General features: G+C 58.3%; 18 protein-coding genes and 2 pseudogenes. 5 read left to right on the top strand and 15 right to left on the bottom strand.

Annotated elements, in window-relative coordinates; genetic code table 11:
* Nucleotides 1-234 precede the first annotated feature (234 nt).
* On the bottom strand, nt 235-1,248 hold the full coding sequence (locus tag HX786_RS09160; RefSeq protein WP_177036106.1) for a hypothetical protein: 1,014 nt from the start codon (nt 1,246-1,248) through the stop codon (nt 235-237).
* A 336-nt stretch (nt 1,249-1,584) separates the two neighbouring features.
* On the opposite strand from HX786_RS09160, the gene HX786_RS09155 reads away from it, so the two are divergent.
* On the top strand, nt 1,585-1,995 hold the full coding sequence (locus HX786_RS09155; RefSeq protein ID WP_102606379.1) for an ester cyclase: 411 nt from the start codon (nt 1,585-1,587) through the stop codon (nt 1,993-1,995).
* Here the strand turns inward: HX786_RS09155 and HX786_RS09150 are convergent.
* A complete protein-coding gene (locus tag HX786_RS09150; RefSeq protein ID WP_158244086.1) occupies nt 1,987-2,472 on the bottom strand; it encodes a MarR family winged helix-turn-helix transcriptional regulator in 486 nt (161 codons plus the stop codon). The genes HX786_RS09155 and HX786_RS09150 overlap by 9 nt on opposite strands.
* Nucleotides 2,473-2,825: 353 nt before the next feature.
* Between HX786_RS09150 and HX786_RS09145 the strand changes: the two genes are divergently transcribed.
* The gene (locus HX786_RS09145) at nt 2,826-3,125 is read left to right on the top strand and encodes a hypothetical protein (RefSeq protein ID WP_017475289.1); all 300 of its coding nucleotides are present in this window, start codon (nt 2,826-2,828) and stop codon (nt 3,123-3,125) included.
* 225 nt (nt 3,126-3,350) lie between these two features.
* Here HX786_RS09145 and HX786_RS09140 read toward each other — a convergent pair whose 3' ends face one another.
* Together HX786_RS09140 and HX786_RS31865 are read right to left on the bottom strand one after the other, a co-directional pair.
* A complete protein-coding gene (locus tag HX786_RS09140; protein WP_178911979.1) occupies nt 3,351-4,127 on the bottom strand; it encodes a nucleotidyltransferase domain-containing protein in 777 nt (258 codons plus the stop codon).
* A 47-nt stretch (nt 4,128-4,174) separates the two neighbouring features.
* A pseudogene (locus HX786_RS31865) lies at nt 4,175-4,303 on the bottom strand (DUF6691 family protein); the annotation flags it as partial.
* Between the two features lie 329 nt (nt 4,304-4,632).
* Between HX786_RS31865 and yiaY the strand changes: the two are divergent.
* Entirely contained in the window at nt 4,633-5,781 is a 1,149-nt protein-coding gene (gene yiaY / locus HX786_RS09135) for an L-threonine dehydrogenase (RefSeq protein ID WP_102368759.1), read from the top strand.
* 141 nt (nt 5,782-5,922) lie between these two features.
* Here the strand turns inward: yiaY and HX786_RS09130 are convergent.
* The 9 genes and pseudogenes from HX786_RS09130 to HX786_RS09090 form a co-directional block, all read right to left on the bottom strand.
* Nucleotides 5,923-6,720: pseudogene (locus HX786_RS09130) on the bottom strand (methyl-accepting chemotaxis protein); the annotation flags it as partial.
* 283 nt (nt 6,721-7,003) lie between these two features.
* Entirely contained in the window at nt 7,004-7,897 is an 894-nt protein-coding gene (locus tag HX786_RS09125; RefSeq protein WP_003209726.1) for a LysR family transcriptional regulator, read from the bottom strand.
* Nucleotides 7,898-7,978: 81 nt separating this feature from the next.
* Nucleotides 7,979-9,031, bottom strand: a complete 1,053-nt coding sequence (locus HX786_RS09120; RefSeq protein ID WP_008432604.1) for an alpha/beta hydrolase — start codon at nt 9,029-9,031, stop codon at nt 7,979-7,981.
* A 47-nt stretch (nt 9,032-9,078) separates the two neighbouring features.
* On the bottom strand, nt 9,079-10,023 hold the full coding sequence (locus HX786_RS09115) for an alpha/beta fold hydrolase (protein ID WP_173406085.1): 945 nt from the start codon (nt 10,021-10,023) through the stop codon (nt 9,079-9,081).
* A 121-nt stretch (nt 10,024-10,144) separates the two neighbouring features.
* On the bottom strand, nt 10,145-10,918 hold the full coding sequence (locus HX786_RS09110) for a carboxymuconolactone decarboxylase family protein (protein WP_003209734.1): 774 nt from the start codon (nt 10,916-10,918) through the stop codon (nt 10,145-10,147).
* Nucleotides 10,919-11,146: 228 nt separating this feature from the next.
* Nucleotides 11,147-11,614, bottom strand: a complete 468-nt coding sequence (locus tag HX786_RS09105; RefSeq protein ID WP_008432610.1) for a cupin domain-containing protein — start codon at nt 11,612-11,614, stop codon at nt 11,147-11,149.
* A gap of 62 nt (nt 11,615-11,676) precedes the next feature.
* Complete coding sequence (locus HX786_RS09100) at nt 11,677-12,669, bottom strand: aldo/keto reductase (protein ID WP_008432612.1); 993 nt, start codon at nt 12,667-12,669, stop codon at nt 11,677-11,679.
* A 24-nt stretch (nt 12,670-12,693) separates the two neighbouring features.
* Nucleotides 12,694-13,284, bottom strand: a complete 591-nt coding sequence (locus HX786_RS09095) for a flavodoxin (protein ID WP_102605912.1) — start codon at nt 13,282-13,284, stop codon at nt 12,694-12,696.
* The gene (locus tag HX786_RS09090) at nt 13,281-14,270 is read right to left on the bottom strand and encodes an aldo/keto reductase (RefSeq protein WP_003209745.1); all 990 of its coding nucleotides are present in this window, start codon (nt 14,268-14,270) and stop codon (nt 13,281-13,283) included. The genes HX786_RS09095 and HX786_RS09090 overlap by 4 nt, the downstream gene beginning before the upstream one ends.
* A 316-nt stretch (nt 14,271-14,586) precedes the next feature.
* Between HX786_RS09090 and HX786_RS09085 the strand changes: the two genes are divergently transcribed.
* On the top strand, nt 14,587-15,900 hold the full coding sequence (locus HX786_RS09085) for a phospholipase D family protein (protein WP_102605913.1): 1,314 nt from the start codon (nt 14,587-14,589) through the stop codon (nt 15,898-15,900).
* 217 nt (nt 15,901-16,117) lie between these two features.
* On the opposite strand, the gene HX786_RS09080 is transcribed toward HX786_RS09085, so the two are convergent.
* Both HX786_RS09080 and HX786_RS09075 read right to left on the bottom strand, forming a co-directional pair.
* Nucleotides 16,118-16,447 (bottom strand): DUF6124 family protein, encoded by a 330-nt coding sequence (locus HX786_RS09080; protein WP_177036107.1) that lies wholly within the window; start codon nt 16,445-16,447, stop codon nt 16,118-16,120.
* A 359-nt stretch (nt 16,448-16,806) separates the two neighbouring features.
* Nucleotides 16,807-18,033 (bottom strand): MFS transporter, encoded by a 1,227-nt coding sequence (locus HX786_RS09075; protein WP_178911978.1) that lies wholly within the window; start codon nt 18,031-18,033, stop codon nt 16,807-16,809.
* A gap of 321 nt (nt 18,034-18,354) precedes the next feature.
* Between HX786_RS09075 and HX786_RS09070 the strand changes: the two genes are divergently transcribed.
* The gene (locus tag HX786_RS09070) at nt 18,355-19,614 is read left to right on the top strand and encodes a serine hydrolase (protein ID WP_177028428.1); all 1,260 of its coding nucleotides are present in this window, start codon (nt 18,355-18,357) and stop codon (nt 19,612-19,614) included.
* Nucleotides 19,615-19,719 lie beyond the last annotated feature (105 nt).

Raw genomic sequence — 19,719 nt, 5'->3', positions numbered from 1 at the left:
GGTTATCGGCGGTGTTAGGTGGGGCTTTAGGGGGGATAAGCCAGAAGCTGCTTGTTACGAGGGGCTGCAATCGGCCAAAAGTGGTCATTCGCGAGTTGCCATCAGTAGTCAGTATTTTGATGTGCAGTCGGCCACGACTCCCTGAATCGGCGATGATTGCCAAATAAAAAAGGAGTGCCTCTGTAAAGAGCACTCCTTCCTGCTTACTCGCAATGCTAAATCGCTTGGTTTTGGTCAAGCGCTGTGGCTTACCGGTGCGAACTCTGCTTTCACAAAATATGTTTTTTCTCCGGTTTCGAGATTCGATATGCCGGCCTGCGCACCAACCTCTACTAGCTTTGCCTTGACTGACAGTTCCAAATTTTTGTCTGTGGAGAATGACGTGTTTTCTTTAATCTCTAGGGACGCAGTCAGACAACCGCCCACTTCGCGTGCAAACACGACCGCCTTCCACGAAGGCTCATACGACAGCCAAAAGAAGTTCTCACGATCGACTTTGCTATCTGCTTTCCAAGGCTTGCCGGTTAACGAGAATTCACGTGTATCGAGTGAATCAGTATCGCATTCAGTTTTACCTGCGTAACTGACTGCACCGCCACCCATAGGGCCAACTTGCACGGATGCTTCTGCGCTGATGGAACTGCGGGTTTTATCGGATACTTTCTTGGTGATGCGGATTTTGGTCGCTCCAAGTTGAACCAGTAGCTTGACCAGTTCCGATTCGCGCTCCTCCAGCAGGATTGCATCGTAGCTATCGCTGGGAATGTAGAGGTTCTTGTTATCCGGGTTCGAGTAGTCGGACAGTGGGTGTTTGCGGTAAGCCTTTCCAACGACTGGGTGCCCTGGCTGGAAACGATAGTCAGACTCTCTGGCTTGGGTGCGGGAAAGCGAATGGCGTTGTACGTAAGCAGTGAGCAAACGTGTTTCTTCGGCTATGGCTAGAGCTGTGGCTGATTCATCGGTTGTGGAGCTGCGATCTTTGGCGATTAGTGATGCACCCGCGCCTGCAACACCGGCAGCGGTAGCCGCTGCGCCAATAATCATAGAAATAGGCAGAATAGGAATGAGAAATGACGATGCTGCAGCCGCCGCGGCCGTAGCTACCGCTACGCCGGAATATGCAGTTTTTCCAGTCTGCGGTGTTGTATTTTGGCCAGAAAGTGTGAAGTTTGGGGTGTAGCCGCTGTCATTTTGCTGGGAGGTATCTGAGGCGAAATGATCTTCTACGATGTAAATAAGATCTAGCATTGGGTAACGCTCCTTGTTGGCCAAACACATGGTTGCCAAGCCTGCATCTAGTGATCGTTTCCTTGTCAGGGAAGTGTCTATTGATGCTTTTGTGTCGGCCTTGCTCGACGAATCTTGAATCGACGCTGATTTCCTAGGCGCTTTTGACTGGCTGCTTCTGGCCGATTGCTGCCTGTCAAGAAGGGCAGCAGTCGACCCAAAGCAGCCAGTCGCGATTGGCAGCAATATATCGTTGCCTTGCCGATCTCATCGGGCAGCGCATCACTGATGCTCTGGATATATACAGTCCAACTGTATATATTTTGGTTTCTAGGTATTCAGGCGCCAGGGGGAGTTATGTCAGTAGTGAACAAAGCTATCGTCCGTCGTTTCAATCAAAAGGTTATTGAGAACTGCAACCGCCACGAATTTGAAATGCTCGTTGCGCAAGATTTCATCAACCATTCAGCAGTGGCGGGGCAAGACGGCGGTCGGGAAGGTCTCTGGCATACCTTTCACAATGTTTTGCATCCGGGTTTGTCCGACCTCCAGGTCGAGGTGCTGGACCAGGTTGCTGAAGACGACAAGGTGACGACCCGAAAGCGCATTACCGGCCGCCACTCCGGGGTGATTGCCGGTATACCGGCAACGGGACGTGCAGTGTCCATTGATATCATCGACATCGTTCGCATCCGCAATGGCCAATATGTCGAGCACTGGGGGATCAATTCGTTGCCCAGTGTGCTAGCGGCTTTGCGCTCAGGTTGATTGACCGTTTGGGGCTGCGGCAATCAATTGCTCCAGGATTCTGACCGCAGCTTCGAGTGTTTGCAGCTGTGAGGCGGTGGTTTTTTCCTTAAGCTGGCGAGCCAACCAGTCACTGCGCTGATGACGGCTGTGTTCAAGCGCAGCTCGACCTTGGTGCGTCAGCTCGAAGAGCTGCTTTCTGGCATCGCTCGGATCAGGACCTCGTGTAACCCGCTGCTGCTGCTCCAACTGGGCGATAACCAGGCGCATGCTTTGATGCTTGACGTGACGATGTGCAGCAATCGCGCTTATGCTCAAGGGGCCATGACGCTCAAGCAAACCTAGAGTTTCAGTCTGTGCCGAGGATGGCGTGTCCGCCCCACTGCGCACTTCTCGGACAAGATTGCCGACGACTCTTCGCAGATCTTCGGCCAACTGTTCAGCTATTTCTTCAAAAGAAGCAGAGTGATGACTGGAAGATTCCGAAGGGGGAGACAATGGGCTTTCTCTGATGTGGTTGCACGGGACAAGCATACATGAGTTCGAATGACCGCTTCTGGCCGATAGCAGCCGGTCGTTCCGTAGGCTGCACGCCATCTGTGAGCTGGCAGTATCGGCCCGAGGAGGGGAGATCAAAGTTGATCCAGGCGCGGCCATTTGCATGTGGAACAGCAGGATCAGTCATGTGATTGCCCTTCTCGGCTCGTACTGTCCGCCTTCAATCGTCAATTGTCCTGGTTCTAACCGGGACGTGCTTAACCACCATTAGCCCGGTTGAACTGCCAACGCGTGGAACGACCCGCTATGCCGGCAAGTCTACCTGTATCTACTCATGGGTAAGGTACAGCGCAATGGATAAGACAATCACCGTCGATCAACTAGAGACAACCGACCTTGGATCAATCAACGAAATATGGCTTGGCGAGACGCATACCCAGCTATGCCTATGGCGTGGCGAACAGGTCTTCACCCACGAGATGATGAGCGAGGGCACCCACGATCAGAATGTCCAACGCCTGTGCTTACAGTTGGTCAACCCTGACGATCAAACCGCCGTAGCCAGCGTCGAGGTAATTGTGCGCGAACGGCTGAAAAAAATGGGGAAGGAGGGCGAGTTTTACCCCGCTGAGGAGGCTGATACTCATCAATAAGAAGAGGGGTATCGGTCATTCAGGGGAAGTTGATCCAAGGCCTGTTGTCGCTTGGAGGCGTATCTTTCGATGATGATCCTGGAACGCTTAGGATGACTCACTCAATTCAGTAACCCCATGGAGCAGCCAACGGGTTATGGATATCGAATTTCGCGGTAAAGGCATGCGTGATAACCCGTCTGTGGGTACATGAATCGCCCCTGATTTCATAGGCGCGTTATGGATTCAACCGGTTTGTGTAGCCATCCAGGTCAAAAAATCATGGAGCTGAGTCGTAAATTTCTTTGGCTTGGCATCCGGGTTCCTTGCCTGGGACAAGAAAAAAGAGATCTGCATTTTCATACTCGGGTAATGCTGAACAAACTGCTCGACAAGCTCTTCCAGTGTTTGCGGCCACATCAGGTCCTGTTCAGAGCGAAGCAGTTGAGTTGACCGGATGAGTTTGCGCGAAGCTTCTCGCTGCAAGCGCAGCGATTGCGTCGGTGTGGTCGCCTGGTCGATAAGGTCGGCATACCGGGTCAGTACGGATTCAAAGTCACCATTCACGGCAATGGCGATATCGCGCGACGGCTTGAACCGGTCGAAGCGTTGGGTCAGATCATTGCCCCATAAGCAACGACAGTGATGCTTGAGCCAATACCCCCAGCTCATTCGATTGTCAGGTGCTAATACTTCAGCACGACTACCGATATCGAAATCGATCTTGGTGACTTCGGCATGCCGACTTTCCAGCGTGCGCCTTTTCGACTCCAGCATTTCCAGATCCTGCGACGTAGGTGGGCTGTGCAGAATAAGGGTTAGGTCAAGGTCAGAAACCCCCGGCACGGCGTCGCCTCTAGCGACACTGCCATAAAGATAAATCCCGTCCAGCAGAGGTTCCGGCCGCGCGAGCGTCATGCAAACGTCCGTCAGCAAAGCCTGAAACTGTGGCTGCGTCTCGACGTTGGACACGGTGAGGATATAACCGTCCGCATCAGTGCCACGAGGTTGGAGTCGTTCCATGAAGCCGTCCTTGAGTTGCGTTCAGTAAAAATCGGGGTCAAACCCCATCAAGACGTGCGCCGGCCTTCCAGGCTGGAAAACACATGCATACCCGCCAGCATCGCCACTACGAAGATGAGAATTTGCCAGTGCCCGGTAAACAGAAGGGCGATCGCAGGCCCAGGGCAGATACCCGAGAACAAATACGCTGACGGACAGCCCGATCAGTTCCTGCACAGGAGAGTCGGTGAGGGCTGTTGATCAGCGAACCATCATAACCATCCGGGCGGGTCGGGGTCTGCGCAAGTCAGATTTTGCTGCCGCCCCCCATGGAATGGGTGAAGCCCTGCTCCCAGTACTAAAGGAGGTGTCAATGCCCGCTAAAGGACCATTTCGGTCTGACGCCATAGGTTTAGGCTCAGCTTTGTGATCGTCAACGATGACAACAAGACGCGCCGCATCACCTGCGAGATGAGTAGAAAACCTCACTGACTCCCGTGTCTCCATAATAAAAAGAGGATTTATCATGAGTAGCACCTTCTTCATTCCTTCCGTGAACATGATGGGCATTGGCAGCCTCGACGAGGCGATGCTCGCAATCCGCAAGTACGGATTCCGCAAAGCCTTGATCGTCACCGATGCCGGCCTGGCCAAAGCCGGCGTGGCGGCCAAGGTCGCTGGCCTGTTGGCCCAGCAAGACATCGACTCCACCCTGTTTGACGGCGCCAAACCGAATCCGACCGTCAGCAACGTGGAGAAGGGCCTGGAACTGCTGGCCCGCAGCGACTGTGATTTCATTATTTCCCTGGGCGGCGGTTCCCCCCATGACTGCGCCAAAGGCATTGCCCTGTGCGCCGCCAACGGTGGGCACATCAGCGACTACGAAGGCGTCGACCAATCCGCCAAACCACAAATGCCACTGATCGCCATCAACACCACCGCCGGCACGGCGAGTGAAATGACGCGTTTCTGCATCATCACCGACGAAGTCCGCCACGTGAAAATGGCCATCGTAGACCGCAACGTCACCCCCCTGTTATCCGTCAACGACCCCTCGCTGATGGCCGCCATGCCCAAAGGCCTGACCGCCGCCACCGGCATGGACGCACTGACCCACGCCGTCGAAGCCTACGTGTCGACGGCGGCCACGCCGATCACCGATGCCTGTGCACTCAAAGCCATCGAATTGATCTCGGCCAACCTGCGCACCGCCGTTGCCCAGGGTGACAACATGACCGCCCGGGAAAACATGGCCTACGCGCAATTCCTTGCCGGCATGGCCTTCAACAATGCTTCGCTGGGTTACGTGCACGCCATGGCGCACCAACTGGGCGGGTTCTACGACCTGCCTCACGGCGTGTGCAACGCGATCCTGCTGCCCCATGTGTCGAGCTTCAACGCCAGCGTATGTCCGGCCCGGTTTAAGGATATCGCTCATGCGATGGGGGTTGAGACTCAGCAACTGGATGCGGAGAAGGGCGCTGCGGCGGCTATCACGGCCATCCGTAAACTGTCTGCGGATGTGGGGATTCCGAGTGGGCTCGTTGAGCTGGGTGTAAAGGCTGACGATATTCCGACACTGGCAGCCAATGCCATGAAAGATGCCTGCGGTTTTACCAATCCGCGTCCTGCCAATCAGGATGAGATTGAGCAGATTTTTCACACGGCGATGTGATTGATGTGAAGTGAGGTAAGAGAGAACACCCCGCCTTTGGTTGAAGTGCGGGGTGTTTTGGTTTTACTCATCGATAGGGTCGAAGTGGCTCAATGGCTTGGCTGGAAGTGGTCTGTCATGAGCGGCTACTGTCGGCCATTAGTCCATGCGCTGCATGGAACCGGTCATCTGGGCGATTTCCGCCAGTTGGTGGCGCGCGCCTTTTTCCAGGGTGCCGCTGGCGTGAGCCAGCTCCTGGCCGAGTTGGCCGAGGCCGTGGGAGTCACGGGCGACGCCGTCGATCAGGCCGGTGATCTGGGTCAGAAAGTGATCGAAACGGGTGGCAAGGGAGACATGCACTTTTTCCGGACTGCCCTTGACGGCCTCACCTCTGAACTGCGTGGTGACGGCGAGCATTTTTTCGAGCATTTCCTGGCTTTCTACCGCTTCGGTCTGGCTGTGCACCGCGAGGTAGAGCAGGGCGACCGTCTCCATCACCACGTAGAACGCGTGGACGAAAATCATGCTCCAGCCGCCGTGATGCTCCATCACAAACACCGGGAAACCCTGGTGCTGCAAGGCATGAAACACCACGTGGTGCACCGCGATGGTGACGGCGGCCACCAGGATAGGCAGCCAGTCGCGGTAGAACGTCAGCACCGCCAGCAGCGCGAAGATACCGAAGTGCGATTCGATGACACCCTGGGCCTGGTTGATGTGCAACGCCGCCATCACCATCAGCCCAACGCCAAGGGCGCAACGCATCAGGCGGGTGCCGCCGATGACGCGATAGGCCAGGGTCAGCACCACGCTGGTGCCGGCGCCTATGAAGAGCGCTTGAAGCAGCGTGTCGTGCCAGAACGCCAGGCCCAGGGAGAAGAGGGTCATCAGCCAGATCAGGGCGAGCATGATGCGGTCGGCTTTGCGGTAGTGCTCGATGAAACGGGCTTGGGCAGGCATTCACTCGTACTCCATGTGGACGGGCCGGGGTGAGGCAAGCATGCGACGTGCCATACGAGCATGCGGGGAGCGAATCGGGTGTAGGGGAGCGGGGGTTGATTGATGGTAGGAGGTTATCGGCGTTTTTGGGTGGGGCTTTAGGGGGGATAAGCCAGAAGCTGCTTGTTACGAGGGGCAGCAATCGGCTTGCAGCCGGTCGCGCCCGACGCAGTCGATCAAAATCATCTGCTCATTCACGGTTTGAGGGGGCGGGAAAAATTCAGACGCCTTGAAGGTCGATGACTCAGCTCTTGTAGAGTAACGCCTCAACTACAACGCCAAACGCTGACGAATGTTCACGGCGATTGGGGTAGTAGAGATGGTAACCGGCAAAGGGTTGGCACCAATCTTCCAACACCCGCACAAGGCTACCGTCGGCAAGCTCCTTCGCCACCATGTCCTCTGGCAGGAAAGCCAAGCCACATCCCGCCACGGCCGCACGCAGAATGGGCACGCTGCTGTTGAATGTCCATTGGCCTTCGACGCGGGCCTTGAGTTCGTGGCCATCCTTTTCGAAATCCCATTGCATCAGGCTGCCGTGAGTCGGCAGGCGCAGGTTGATGCAGTTGTGCGCCGCCAGATCTCTCGGTTCCATCGGGTAAGGCCGCTGCTGGAAATACTGCGGTGAGCCGACAACGGCGATGCGTAACGATGGCCCGATCGGCACGGCGATCATGTCCTTGGCCACCTGGTCACCCAGTCGAACACCAGCGTCATAGCGCTGCGCGACGATGTCGGCGAGGGCGTAATCGACGGTGATTTCGACCTTGATGTCCGGGTAGTCGGGCAGCACCTTCAGCAGCTTCGGCCAGAGAATATTGTTCGCCGCATGCTCGGACGCCTGAATCCGTACATTGCCGGCGGGGGTGTCGCGAAACTCGCTGACGGCAGCCAGTTCCAGTTCAATTTCTTCAAAGCGCGGCGCCATCGCTTGATACAGGCGTTGGCCCGCCTCCGTTGGTGAAACACTGCGCGTAGTCCGCGTCAGCAAGCGCACGCCCAGCCGGGTTTCCAGTGCCCGCAGAGTGTGGCTCAGCGCTGACTGCGAAACGCCCAGTTGCGCGGCAGCACGGGTAAAACTGCCTTCGCGGGTGATGACCACGAAGGCTTGCAGGTCGTTGAGATTGGGGCGGGACATTGATGAGAACCTCTCATGAGGAGCGCGTGATTATTCCATGAAAGCAGGTCGCGCACGGATGTGCGACCCTTGGCGCGCTGATCACAAGGTGCGTGCGTAAAAATCCGTCAGTTTGCCGATCGCCGCATCGACATAACGCGGCACCCAGTAGGTTTCAATGTGGGTGGCGCCATCGATGATGAACACTTCCTTGTCGGTGGTGCCGGCGGCTTTGGGAAACGCATCCTGAGTCATGTACAGGCTGTCGGCCTTGCTGCCGGCGATCATCAGCAACGGTTGATTGATCAACTCGATATGGTCGGTGGCGTCGAAACGCATCAGGTCAATAAGGCTGCTGGTGGTGTATTTGAAGGTCGAGTTCGGGTGCGCGTGGGTTTTCCAGTAGTACTCATAGCCTTGGCGATACAGTTCGAAAGGCAGTTTGGCAGTCTGCTCATCGGTGAGGTTGGCATCCCCCGTATACAGCACCGCGCCCCCCGCTGCTTCTTGCGCGCGGGCTGCTGATGCCTGTTGCAAACGTTGCTGGATGCTGTCCAGTTGCGAGTCGCTGTAGCCGTTGCGGCGTACTCGACCCGAGTTGAACATGCTCACCGTTGCCAGGGATTTGAAGCGTTTGTCGGTTTGCGCCGCCGCCAACGAATAACCACCGCCGCCACAAATGCCGAGCAGGCCCAGACGATTGTCATCCACGCCAGCGAACTGGCTGATGAAATCGGCCATGCCGTGAATGTCTTCGATGCGATACGCCGGTTTATCGATGCTGCGCGGCTGACCACCGCTGGCGCCCTGATAGGCCGCATCGGCCGTGATGGTGATGTAGCCCTGTTCGGCGAGGCGCTGGGCATACAGACCGGCGACTTGCTCCTTTACGCCGCCATTTGGATGCGCAACCACCACGGTCGGGTAGGTCTTCTTCGCGTCGTAGTTGGCAGGCGTGTAGACGTTGGCGGCGATGTCCAGACCGTTGAGCTTATAGCTGACCGGGTGGATGTTGACCCTGCCCGGTTCGTTGCGGGTGATCGCGCCGTCGTAGGCGAGGGTGAATGGGTTCTTCTTGTAGTCGGCGGCCAAGGCTTCGCCTGCCGAGAGGCCGACCAATGCCGACATGAACGTGGCTTTGAGGGTGTTCTTCACGTGAAGCTCCTGAGCAAAAAAGGACGGCAGTTGCGAAAGTATTTGGGTCAGTCCAGCTGTTTTTCTTTGAGGAACTGCGCGACCAGGTCAGCGATCTGCACGTTGTTCAGATCCGACATGGGGAAATGGGTATTGCCGTGAATGCCAATCTCCGGCAGGTGTATCAGTCGCACATCACCGCCATGGCGATTGACCGCGTCACGCCAGAGCCGGGCCATTTTCAGGCGTGCGCGCCAACTGTCCTGAGCGGGCAGATCGACTGCCTGTTCCGGGATGTTGTCGCCGTACAGGATCAGAATCGGAATGCGCGTCAGTGCCATGAATTGCTCCATCGGCACCGCTGCGCCTTGCACCGTGTCGAACGCGCTGGGGATCGGCGCCGGCACTTCACCGTCAGCAAACACGAAACTGCTGCCCGGTTCGAACGCCACGATGGCTTTGACCTTGTCGTTCTTGATCGCCGTCAACCAGCCCGGCCCGCCGCCCTGAGAATGGGTAAACAGGATGCCGGGGCCGATTTTGTCGAACAGCGCCGACACACCATCGGAGACCACGCCCATGTCAAACGGCCCGGTGTTCGGTGTCATAGCCCTGAAAAACTGCTCGCGGGTCTGGGCGTCCTGTGCCACTTGCACGCCGTTGAAGTAGCGGGGCCAAAGGCCGATACGGAACTGGTTGAACCACAGTTGTTCGTCCGGCACAGGCTTGATGGTAGTCTCGACCATGCTGCGCCCGGCATCACCACGCCGGGGTTGATCGATCAGATAGACGCCGTAGTGGCGGCGCAGAAAGATGTTCTGAAAACCCTCGCGACCATCGGCGGTGGTTTCCCAGGTCTTGGAAAACTGACCTGCGCCGTGCCACATGACGATGGGCAGTTTTCGCGCGTCCACCGGGATTTGATAGAAGGCGTAGGCGTGGTCACCGTGGTAGGTCTGACCGTTGGGCGTCATCGGTTGGCGCGGGTTGAAGGTGCCCGGTGCCGTGGTCATCGTTCCGCCGGCGGCGAAGCTGCCTTGTTTCTGGATCAGCAGCGGGCCTTCGGAGTGGTTCGCGCAGGCCGCCAACAGGCTCAACAGCATGACGCTCAGCAGACGTTTTGCAGTTCTCATGTCACTTCCTCGACGCCGCGAGGGCTTGGACCAGCGCTGCGTTGGCCCGCTCGGCAGTCTGTGCATCGCCATGCTTTTTCAGCAGTTCGGTGACTAGGTGCAACTGTGCTGCGCTGAGCCCGACGCGCAGGCTCGCCGCCATGTGCGAGCGCAACTGAGGCTCGACCCCCGGCGTCGCTGCCAGCGCTCCGACAGTCGCCAATTCGCGACTTTGCCAGTCGAGGTTGTCGCGCTCGAAGATGTCGCCGAACAGGTGCGTTTGCAGGAACTGGTTGATCACTGGGGCGAACTCGAACACCGGGCCTTTGACCGGGGCGCCGGAGATTTTCGTTTGATTCGCCGTACCCGCTGCCAATAGCTCATCCCCCACCGGTATCACCCGGCTCGGCTCACGCCCCGGCGCATCGTCAAGGCCGCGTTGTTTGCGCGCCTGCACCACGGTCATCAATTCATTCAAGGCGTTGAGGCTGCGCGGGAAGCCGACGTAGGCGTAGAGCTGCACGAGGACTTCGCGGGTTTCGCTAATGGTCAGGCCGGCATCAAGCCCTTGGTTGAGCGCCGTGTTGAGGTTGGGCATGTCGCTGGTCGCCATGAACGCCGCGATCAGTGGAATGGCTTGTTGCTGGCTCGACAAGCGGGCTGCGCTGGCGGGTGTGCTGGTCATGGTGGGCGAAGCCTCGGCTGCTTGAGTGGTGACGCTGAACATCGCCCCGACGCTCAGGCAGAGCGCCATGAGTGTGGGGAGGGCAGTGCGGTTGCGGGTGTCAGTGATCATCGTGAAGGGCTCCATCCATTGCGGGGCGCTGCGGTGTTGCTGGATCGTAAGGAGGATGGTTGTGGCGATTAACCCCGAAATAGCGCATGGACTCATGAGCAGAACTCATGAGTCGACGTGCGATAACCGCTGGAATCCCGGTGCGGGCAGGTTGTTACGGGGCATTGAGGTTACGTGGCGGTTCGCCGCGAACGTGCCGGTCGAGCAGCTTCGACACATTCCGTAACTTTATTGGCCGGCGTATTGCGCCTCCGAGACCTGCTCCGCCCAGGTGACGGTCTTGCCATCCTCGGCTTCAGCGATGGCGATGTGGGTCATGCCGTTGCTGGCCGTGGCGCCGTGCCAGTGACGGGTGTTCGGTGGAATCCAGACAGTGTCGCCCGGATGGATCTCCTGACGCGCGCCACCCTCTTGCTGCACATAGCCGACGCCGGCAGTGACGATCAGCGTTTGTCCCAGCGGATGGGTGTGCCACGCCGTGCGTGCGCCGGGTTCGAAGGTCACCGTGCCGCCACCGATGCGCGCGGGCGCTTCACCTTTGAACAGGCCATCGACGCGTACAGAGCCGGTAAAGTTTTCCGCTGCGCCCTTGATCGAAGGCTGGGATCCGTTCGGCGTAACGCGGATTTCGCTGGCGGCCTGGGACTCTGCCGCCATCAGTGACAAAGCAACGAGTGGCGCAATCAATCGGTTCATCGGATGAGTTCTCCGGTCAGACAGAGAAAGCGACGCCGCACATGGCGCCGCGTCGGGCAGACTCAGAGTCCGGTCATTTTCAGTGCCGACTCCGGCAGACGTTCGCCGTGCACCCGAATCTGTGCCATCTGTTCGTTGATCACGCGCAGATCGTCGCCGTTCAATTGCAGCTCGACCGCGCCCAGGTTTTCTTCCAGGCGATGCTGTTTGGTCGTGCCCGGTATCGGCACAATCCACGGTTTCTGTGCGAGCAACCAGGCCAGTGCCACTTGCGCCGGCGTGGCGTGTTTGCGTTGCGCGACGGCTTTCACCACATCGACCAACGCCAGATTGGCCCTGCGCGCTTCAGGGGAAAAGCGCGGGACGAAATTGCGGAAATCGCTCGCGTCGAACTGCGTGTTCTCGTCGATCTGACCGGTGAGGAAACCGGCGCCCAGCGGGCTGAACGGTACGAAGCCGATCCGCAGTTCTTCCAGCACGGCTAGCAGTTCCAGCTCCGGGCCACGCCAGAACAGCGAATATTCGCTTTGCACCGCCGTGACCGGTTGCACCGCGTGGGCCCGGCGAATGGTTTCCACACCCGCTTCAGAAAGGCCGAAATGCTTGACCTTGCCCTCGGCGATCAGATCCTTGACGGTGCCGGCCACGTCTTCGATGGGCACCTGGGGATCAACGCGGTGCTGATAAAACAGGTCGATGCAATCGGTGCGCAGACGCTTCAACGCCGCTTCGGCCACGGCGCGTATATGCTCCGGGCGGCTGTTGGTGCCGCCGCCACGTGCGCCGGTGATCAGGTCGATATCGAAACCGAACTTGGTGGCGATGACGACCTGCTCGCGGATCGGCTGCAAGGCCTCCCCCAGCAGCTCTTCATTGGCGAACGGGCCATACGCTTCGGCGGTGTCGAACAAGGTGACGCCTTGCTCGTGGGCCGAACGAATCAGCTTGATCATGCTGGCTTGGTCGGCTGCCGGCCCGTAGGCCGACGTCATGCTCATGCAGCCAAGACCCAAGGCGGACACTTCCAGGCCATTACCCAACGTGCGGATTTTCATGGAGTTACTCCGTACAGAATTCGATTAGTGCGTGAGAGGGTGATCTTTCAGCCAGCCGTTCACGCGTTCCATGGTCTTGCGCTCCTGCTCACCCTCCATCACAAAACCTTCCAGCACTTTGGCCTTCGGCGCATGCTTGACCAGCACACGGCGGCTGTTGCCCAGGCCATATCCACCATGGGTGTTGAAGGGGATGAGGGTCTTGCCGGTCAGATCGTGGGCGCTGAGGAATGCGCGCACGATCGGCGGGGCGGTTTCACCCCAGATCGGAAAGCCGAGATAGATCGTGTCGTAGTCGCTGAGGGCGTGAACCGTGTTTTGCAGCTCGGGTTCGAAGCCACTGTCACGTTCCTGGCGCGCCTGTTCCACGGTTTGCAGATAGTCCTCGGGGTAGGCGTGGGCGGGGCGAATCTCGAACAGATCGGCACCCAGTCCACGCTGGATCAGCCCGGCGACCACGCGGGTATTGCCCGAGCGCGAGAAATACGCGACCAGAATCCGCGAGCCCGAACGCGGTGTTTCACTGGCGCCTTGCGCGTCGGCGAGCGACAGCAGCGGGGCGCTGGCCAGTGCGGCGATGACCGTGCGCCGCAGCGGATCGTGATCGGTACTCATCGACCGACGCGCGCCTTGAGAGCCTCGGGATAGCGCTCGCCTTCGATGCGGATCTGCGCCAGCGCGGTATCAATGGCCTTGAGTTCGGCAGCGTCGAGGGTGATGTTCGCGCCGCCGAGGTTTTCTTCCAGGCGATGCAGTTTGGTCGTGCCCGGAATCGGCACAATCCACGGTGCCTGCGCGAGCAGCCAGGCCAGCGCGATCTGGGCCGGTGTCGCTTGTTTCTGCGCAGCAATCTGACGGATCAACACCACCAGACCCTGATTTGCCTGCAGCGCCGACTGGCTGAAACGCGGGACGATGCTGCGGAAGTCGTCACTGCCATAAGTGGAATCGGCCGACACCGTGCCGGTGAGAAAGCCTTTACCCAATGGACTGAACGGTACGAAGCCGATGCCCAGCTCCCAAAGGGTCGGCAGGATTTCCAGCTCAGGCTCGCGCCACCACAGCGAGTATTCGCTTTGCAGCGCCGTGACCGGCTGTACCGCATGGGCGCGACGAATGGTTTGCGCGCCTGCCTCCGACAGGCCGAAGTGCTTGACCTTTCCTTCGCTAATCAGGTCTTTCACCGCCCCGGCAACGTCCTCAATCGGCACGTCCGGATCGACGCGGTGTTGGTAGAGCAAATCGATGTAATCGGTCTTCAGTCGACGCAACGAACCCTCGACGGCTATTCGAATACGTTCGGGCCGGCTGTCCAGAGCCTGTTTTGTATTGTCGGTGCCGACGGCGAAGCCGAATTTTGTAGCGATCACAACCTGGTCGCGAACTGGCGCCAGCGCCTCGCCGACTACTTGCTCATTGATATAGGGGCCGTAGAATTCGGCGGTATCGAAGAACGTGACGCCTCGTTCAACGGCTGAGCGGATCAGTGCGATGGCTTGCTCGGTATCCGTGGCCGGGCCATAGCCATGGCTCAGACCCATGCAGCCGAGGCCGAGGGCGGATACTTCGAGTGAACTGTTGCCGAGTGTGCGTTTGTGCATGTTGATCTCCCGTTGGGCGTGGGGAGACAGTAAGCGCGCTAACGACTGAGGACTAGACGGGTAAATCGGCAAGGCTTCATGAGGTTTGCTCATCAGTCCCGGAAGAGGGGCGGTGGCGACTGTCGAATGAAGGCTTGCCTCACGGTAGGCCATCACCGCTCGTACACAAAAAATCTGACACTCTCTTGATCGTTCGCTTTTGGCTGTTCTCTGCCGATCAAGGTTACAGCCTGTGATGGTCAGCTGCGCCGGCGGTATACTGGAGGGATTGCAATATACCCCGCGCCTCGCGCCCAGGCAGACCAGGGACGGTTGAATGATCCGCATCAGAACCAATTTGGCTCCTCGATGGAATCGGCAGATCCGAGAAGCCACCACGCCTCTGACAGTGCTGTCCCCCTACATCACAGAAAACAGCACGCTTAAGCTCTTGGCCAACAAGCAAGCAACGTTTTACACACGGTTCGAGGTAAGGGACTTCGTCTGTATGGCGTCAACAATCGCTGCCTTCAAGCTGTTGCTCATCAACAAGTGCACGATTTACGAGGTGAAGGACCTTCATGCGAAAGTCATCATGGACGAGGCTGACTTCGTCACACTTGGCAGCCAGAACCTTACCTTCAGGGGGGCCTCGAAAAATAAGGAGTTGAGTGTTTGTTTCGATAACAGTAAAGCCAATTCTTGTGAGCGAGTTCGGAGCGTGGTCAATGATTGGATTGACGACCCGGATCTGGAATTGATCGACTGGGCCAGGGTGTTGCGGATGGAGAAGGATGTTCGCTTAGCCAAAAAGGCTTTCGAAGAATTCAACGAAGCGATGTCCAAGATTCAGGGTAAAGCCGATACCTACCAAGCCAAGCGAGTCCAGGTTGCTCGGGATCAGCAGGAACAAGAGAGAGCTGCACGAAAGGCTAAGAACCTAGCTGCAATTGGTGCTGCCGTTCGGTCTGGCGCACCTTCCGGCACGAAATACACCGGAACAGTAAAGCCATCTGAGGGCTCTGCACGACTGAAATTTGATGCGAAGGTTGACCTGCTCCAGTGGACCAGGAAGAACGGCATCGTGCTCCCCCGGATGATTAAGTCGAGCCGTTGCCTATGCGTGCTCAATCAACAGAAGGTCGGCTGGGCAAGGCTTGCGAGCCAACAAATCACGAAATTCGCTCAAAGCATGACCATTGGTGGGATTCTGCCTAAACCGTTCGATCGGGTGGATGTGACACTCTCCGTCACCCCAAAAGATCTTGCTCGGGCGCCTTCCGACACGACTCTTGTTGCCATCTTGAAGAACGAGAACGGGACCGAACTGTGCATGGTCCCGGTTCTCTACTCAATCGACGAGATCAGCGTTCTCGACACGCTAGGACCCAAGCGAAAGCCGTCGGGTAAAAAGCTCAAGCCAATCGAGCAGCTCAGAACCGATCTGAAGAGGTGGATTGATAGCAATAGGGCTGACTTTGAAAGCCTACTGAGCCGCCACATCACCAGTACTACCCCTCTGAAGAAACGGCTCGATGGGGTCAACGCGGATGTGTTTTTTGAGGGAATGGATACGGTGGTCGATGTGACAATGGTCTTTAAAGGGCGCAACGGTACAAAGCCCATTCTTGTCGCGACCACCAGAAGCTGAAATCCCACACCTGCCTGACATCAGTGGAGTGTCCGTTTGGAGTCGAAAACGGCGTTTCGTAATGGCGGCAAATGGCCTGAAACCGCTATTGAGCGCAGCATGAGCGGCGACTTACTCAACTAAAGCGGCATCGTCGTCGCTGAGCCGCCGTAGATGCCTACAGCGCCTCGGCGATCAGTCGATTGAGCTAGTTGAGTAGCCTGGACAGCGTCCGGTTTCAGCTAGACGGCACCTCCCGATCCATCAACTTACCCATCAACAGCACCCCCAACTCACTAAGCTGGTGAATAGCCAACGCCACATCACGGTCTTTCCCGCTCAGCTCTTCCGACAGATCAAGCAGCAACGCGCTGACCGAGGCAAAGGTTTCATAGCTATTGATGATCAAACTTTCACTGCTGGCATCAGCAGCCACACTGAACAACGCACCCGACGGCGGGGCGGTTTTGGCGGAGGAGGGATTGAGATAGTGATCCAAGGCGCGCTGCGCGGCTTGGTTGAGTTTCAAATCGGGAGTGCCCGGAGGATTCGGCGTTACCTTGAACATTGTTTGGATTCTCTATGTGGGCCGCCACCTTTTCGCTACTAAACGAATGGGGTGGCAGCTGTGCACAGGTTAGTAGACCGGGAATCCAAACAAAGACCGGCGCGCCCGAAGACGCCCTGCGCACAGCCACCATCAAGCACAGACAGAGACGTCTGATTGATGAAGCTCATGCACATTGCTTGGATAATCTAGGGCTACTAAACCCGATCACTGAGTTTTCAGCGACCGAGCAACCTTAGAGACGCCCACCCAGGTGCACAAGCCGGCGGATTCTGACGCAACTGTAGGCAATGGAGCAAGGTGCGGTGCTCACTGCCTCCAGCCACGGGACTGAATTCAATCAGTCCCGTTTTCCTCGATTAAGCAGGCTGAGCCGCCAGGCTATTACTCACCTTGCGCCCCAACACCAGCACCGTCACAAACCCGGCGCCCACCAACGCGGTCGCCAAACTCAACAGCACCGACGTCCCCATCTTGTCGACAATCTGCCCGCCAAAGAACGAGCCCACGGCAATGATCACCTGGAACAACGCGACGAACAGCGGCATGCCACGCTCCACATCCTTGGGCGCAACCACAAACATCCAGATACTCGCGCAGGCCGGGAAGGCACCGAAAGCAAAGCCCCACAGGGCGATCAGCATTACTGCGCCGCTCATGCCGGTGGCGAAGTAGGGGAACAGGGCGGTGCTGGTGCCGATCATCAGCGCGACCAGCAGCAAGGTGTGGCGCACGCTGCGGTTGGCGGCGAAGCCGGCGAAGACGTTGCCCATTACGCCGGCCACGCCGTAGAGCAGCAGCAGGGAGCCAATGGTCGGGCCGTCGAAGCCGGAGCTGTTTTTGAAGAACGGGGCGACGTAGGTGTACGCGGCAAAGTGGGCCAGGCCGATCAGCAATACGGCGATCAAGCCAACCCGGGCTTGTGGGTTGATGAACAGGGCCGGCAGGTCGGCGATGCGAATGGCTTTTTCCGGTTCGAGGCGGGGCAGCAGGAACATCTGTGCCAGCAGTACCGGTATGCCCACCAGTGCGGTGACGAGGAAGGTCATGCGCCAGCCCATCAGGCCGCTCAGCCAGGTGCCGACGGGTACGCCGAGGACGGTGGCCAGGGTCACGCCCATCATGATGATCGAGGTGGCCTTCGCGACACCCACGCCCTTGGGCGCCAGGCGGCCGCTGAGGGCGATGGCGGTGGCCCAGAAGCCGCCGATGCTGATGCCCAGCAGGACGCGGCCGAACAGCAGCAGGCTGAAGTCGCTGGCGTAGGCCACTACCATGTTGGCGATGATCATGATCAAGGTCAGGCCGATCAGCAGGTAGCGACGGTCCATGGCGCCAATGCCCACCGACAGCAACGGGGCGGCGAGGGCGGCCATGATGCCGGGCAGGGTGACCATCAGCCCGGCGTAGCCGGCGCTGATGCCGAGGTCGGCGGCGACGTCGTTGAGTACGCCCACCGGCAGGAACTCGCTGGTGACCAGGGCGAAGGCGCCCACGGCCACCGAGAGAATCGCCAGCCACTGCTGCAGGACGGTTTGTTGATTATGTTCGGGGAGGCCGCTAGGGGCCCGGCTTGCGCTTGGCATGGTGTTGGGTTCCGGGAGGAGATTTCGCCTGCGGACAGACGGGAGGGGGAAAAGTGGAGGTGATTATAGGAATCGGTTTTGGTAAGCCAATAGGCGACCGGTTCGATAGTAATCATCAGTCTCGTTGATAAGACTGCCTGCGTAGAGCGTTCTCTTCCGTATAGACCCTCGCGATTGCCCATGGCCCGACTCCGCGCGTAATCCGGCCCGATCCCGCGCGCCAGAAAAAATCCCCCGCTGCATCCTAAGCCTCGGCATGTCGGTTTTTGCTGATGTGCCGAAGCGTTTCAAGGCCGATCAAACAATAATAAAGAGGTGCTTATGCCCGTGCTTCATCGCCCTTCATCCCCGGTTGAACGCAGCGCGCTTCATGTGTTGGTGTGTGCGTCGACACTTGCGCTGTCGTTAACCGCCTGCGCGGCCACCCCGGATCCCGCGAAGCCTTATCCCCATGCACAGGAACCGATCGGCGACGTGCAGGCCATCTATGACGGCAGGCTCAGCGAGGACTTGGCCGTCACTACCTTCCGTAATACCGACCGGTTGTTCCCGACGCGCACGATCAAGGCCGGCGGCCATCCGTTCCCGTTACCCCGCAGCAGCCAGCCACTCGGGCCGGTTGCCTTTGACTACAAAGGCAAGCATTACAGCCTCGATGACTACGTGGCGATCAACCGGGTAACCGGGCTGTTGGTGCTCAAGGACGGCAAGATCGTTGATGAGCGTTATGAAAAAGGCAACACCGCCGACACCCGGTGGATGTCGATGTCGGTGGCCAAGTCCATCACCTCGACGCTGGTGGGCGCGGCGCTGCAGGACGGCGCCATCAAGAGCCTGGATGACAAGGTCACCCGTTATTTACCCGCGTTGGCCGGTAGCGGTTATGACCAGGTCACCGTGCGCCAGATTCTCTCCATGCGCTCCGGGATCAAGTGGAACGAGCAATACACGGACCCTACCTCGGACGAGCGCCACTTGATCAAACTGCGTAGTGAACAAGTGCCCGGGTCGCTCCTCAAGTTCATGGCCAGCCTGCCCACCGCTGCGCCGCCTGGCACTCGCACCAACTACAGCACCGGTGAAACTCAAGTGTTGGGGCAACTGGTGAGCGCTGCGGTGGGCAAGCCACTGACGCAATACCTGAGCGAGAAGATCTGGGCGCCTTACGGCATGCAAACCGATGCCAAGTGGTGGCTCGACGGCCTCAATGGCAATGAAGTGGGCGGCAGCGGTATCAGCGCGACGCTTGAGGATTACGGGCGTTTTGGGCAGTTCGTGCTTAGCGGTGGCAAGGCCGGTGGGCAGCCAGTGTTGCCTGAAGGCTGGTTGAGTTTTGCCAGCGCGACTACGGGTTCAGATGCGGCGTACGGTGACTTTGCGTCCATGTGGTGGCCAGGTTGGACCGACGCCTCCAAAGCGGATAAAGCCTTTACGGCGGCCGGTACGTTTGGTCAGTACCTCTACATCAATCCGACCAGGAATGTGGTGATTGTGGTGTGGCAGGCGCAGACCAAACCCACGGGTGGCAAGGTGATCGACGATATGTTTGCCTTTGATGCGGTTGCCAAAGCGCTTCAATAACCGCGAAGTACCTGTGGCGAGGGAGCTTGCTCCCGCTGGACTGCGCAGCAGGCCCATTTTTTGGGGCCGCTGCGCGGCCCAGCGTGAGCAAGCTCCCTCGCCACA

The organism is Pseudomonas sp. 21615526 (genome assembly GCF_013386245.1).
In the GTDB taxonomy this organism is placed as follows: domain Bacteria; phylum Pseudomonadota; class Gammaproteobacteria; order Pseudomonadales; family Pseudomonadaceae; genus Aquipseudomonas.
This window is presented reverse-complemented; position numbering and strand designations above follow the sequence as displayed.

Coding starts and splice junctions, on each gene's coding strand:
- HX786_RS09160 (WP_177036106.1), bottom strand. CDS start 1,248: ATGCTAGATCTTATTTACATCGTAGAAGATCATTTCGCCTCAGATACC.
- HX786_RS09155 (WP_102606379.1), top strand. CDS start 1,585: ATGTCAGTAGTGAACAAAGCTATCGTCCGTCGTTTCAATCAAAAGGTT.
- HX786_RS09145 (WP_017475289.1), top strand. CDS start 2,826: ATGGATAAGACAATCACCGTCGATCAACTAGAGACAACCGACCTTGGA.
- HX786_RS09140 (WP_178911979.1), bottom strand. CDS start 4,127: ATGGAACGACTCCAACCTCGTGGCACTGATGCGGACGGTTATATCCTC.
- yiaY (WP_102368759.1), top strand. CDS start 4,633: ATGAGTAGCACCTTCTTCATTCCTTCCGTGAACATGATGGGCATTGGC.
- HX786_RS09125 (WP_003209726.1), bottom strand. CDS start 7,897: ATGTCCCGCCCCAATCTCAACGACCTGCAAGCCTTCGTGGTCATCACC.
- HX786_RS09115 (WP_173406085.1), bottom strand. CDS start 10,023: ATGACCACGGCACCGGGCACCTTCAACCCGCGCCAACCGATGACGCCC.
- HX786_RS09110 (WP_003209734.1), bottom strand. CDS start 10,918: ATGATCACTGACACCCGCAACCGCACTGCCCTCCCCACACTCATGGCG.
- HX786_RS09105 (WP_008432610.1), bottom strand. CDS start 11,614: ATGAACCGATTGATTGCGCCACTCGTTGCTTTGTCACTGATGGCGGCA.
- HX786_RS09100 (WP_008432612.1), bottom strand. CDS start 12,669: ATGAAAATCCGCACGTTGGGTAATGGCCTGGAAGTGTCCGCCTTGGGT.
- HX786_RS09095 (WP_102605912.1), bottom strand. CDS start 13,284: ATGAGTACCGATCACGATCCGCTGCGGCGCACGGTCATCGCCGCACTG.
- HX786_RS09090 (WP_003209745.1), bottom strand. CDS start 14,270: ATGCACAAACGCACACTCGGCAACAGTTCACTCGAAGTATCCGCCCTC.
- HX786_RS09085 (WP_102605913.1), top strand. CDS start 14,587: ATGATCCGCATCAGAACCAATTTGGCTCCTCGATGGAATCGGCAGATC.
- HX786_RS09080 (WP_177036107.1), bottom strand. CDS start 16,447: ATGTTCAAGGTAACGCCGAATCCTCCGGGCACTCCCGATTTGAAACTC.
- HX786_RS09075 (WP_178911978.1), bottom strand. CDS start 18,033: ATGCCAAGCGCAAGCCGGGCCCCTAGCGGCCTCCCCGAACATAATCAA.
- HX786_RS09070 (WP_177028428.1), top strand. CDS start 18,355: ATGCCCGTGCTTCATCGCCCTTCATCCCCGGTTGAACGCAGCGCGCTT.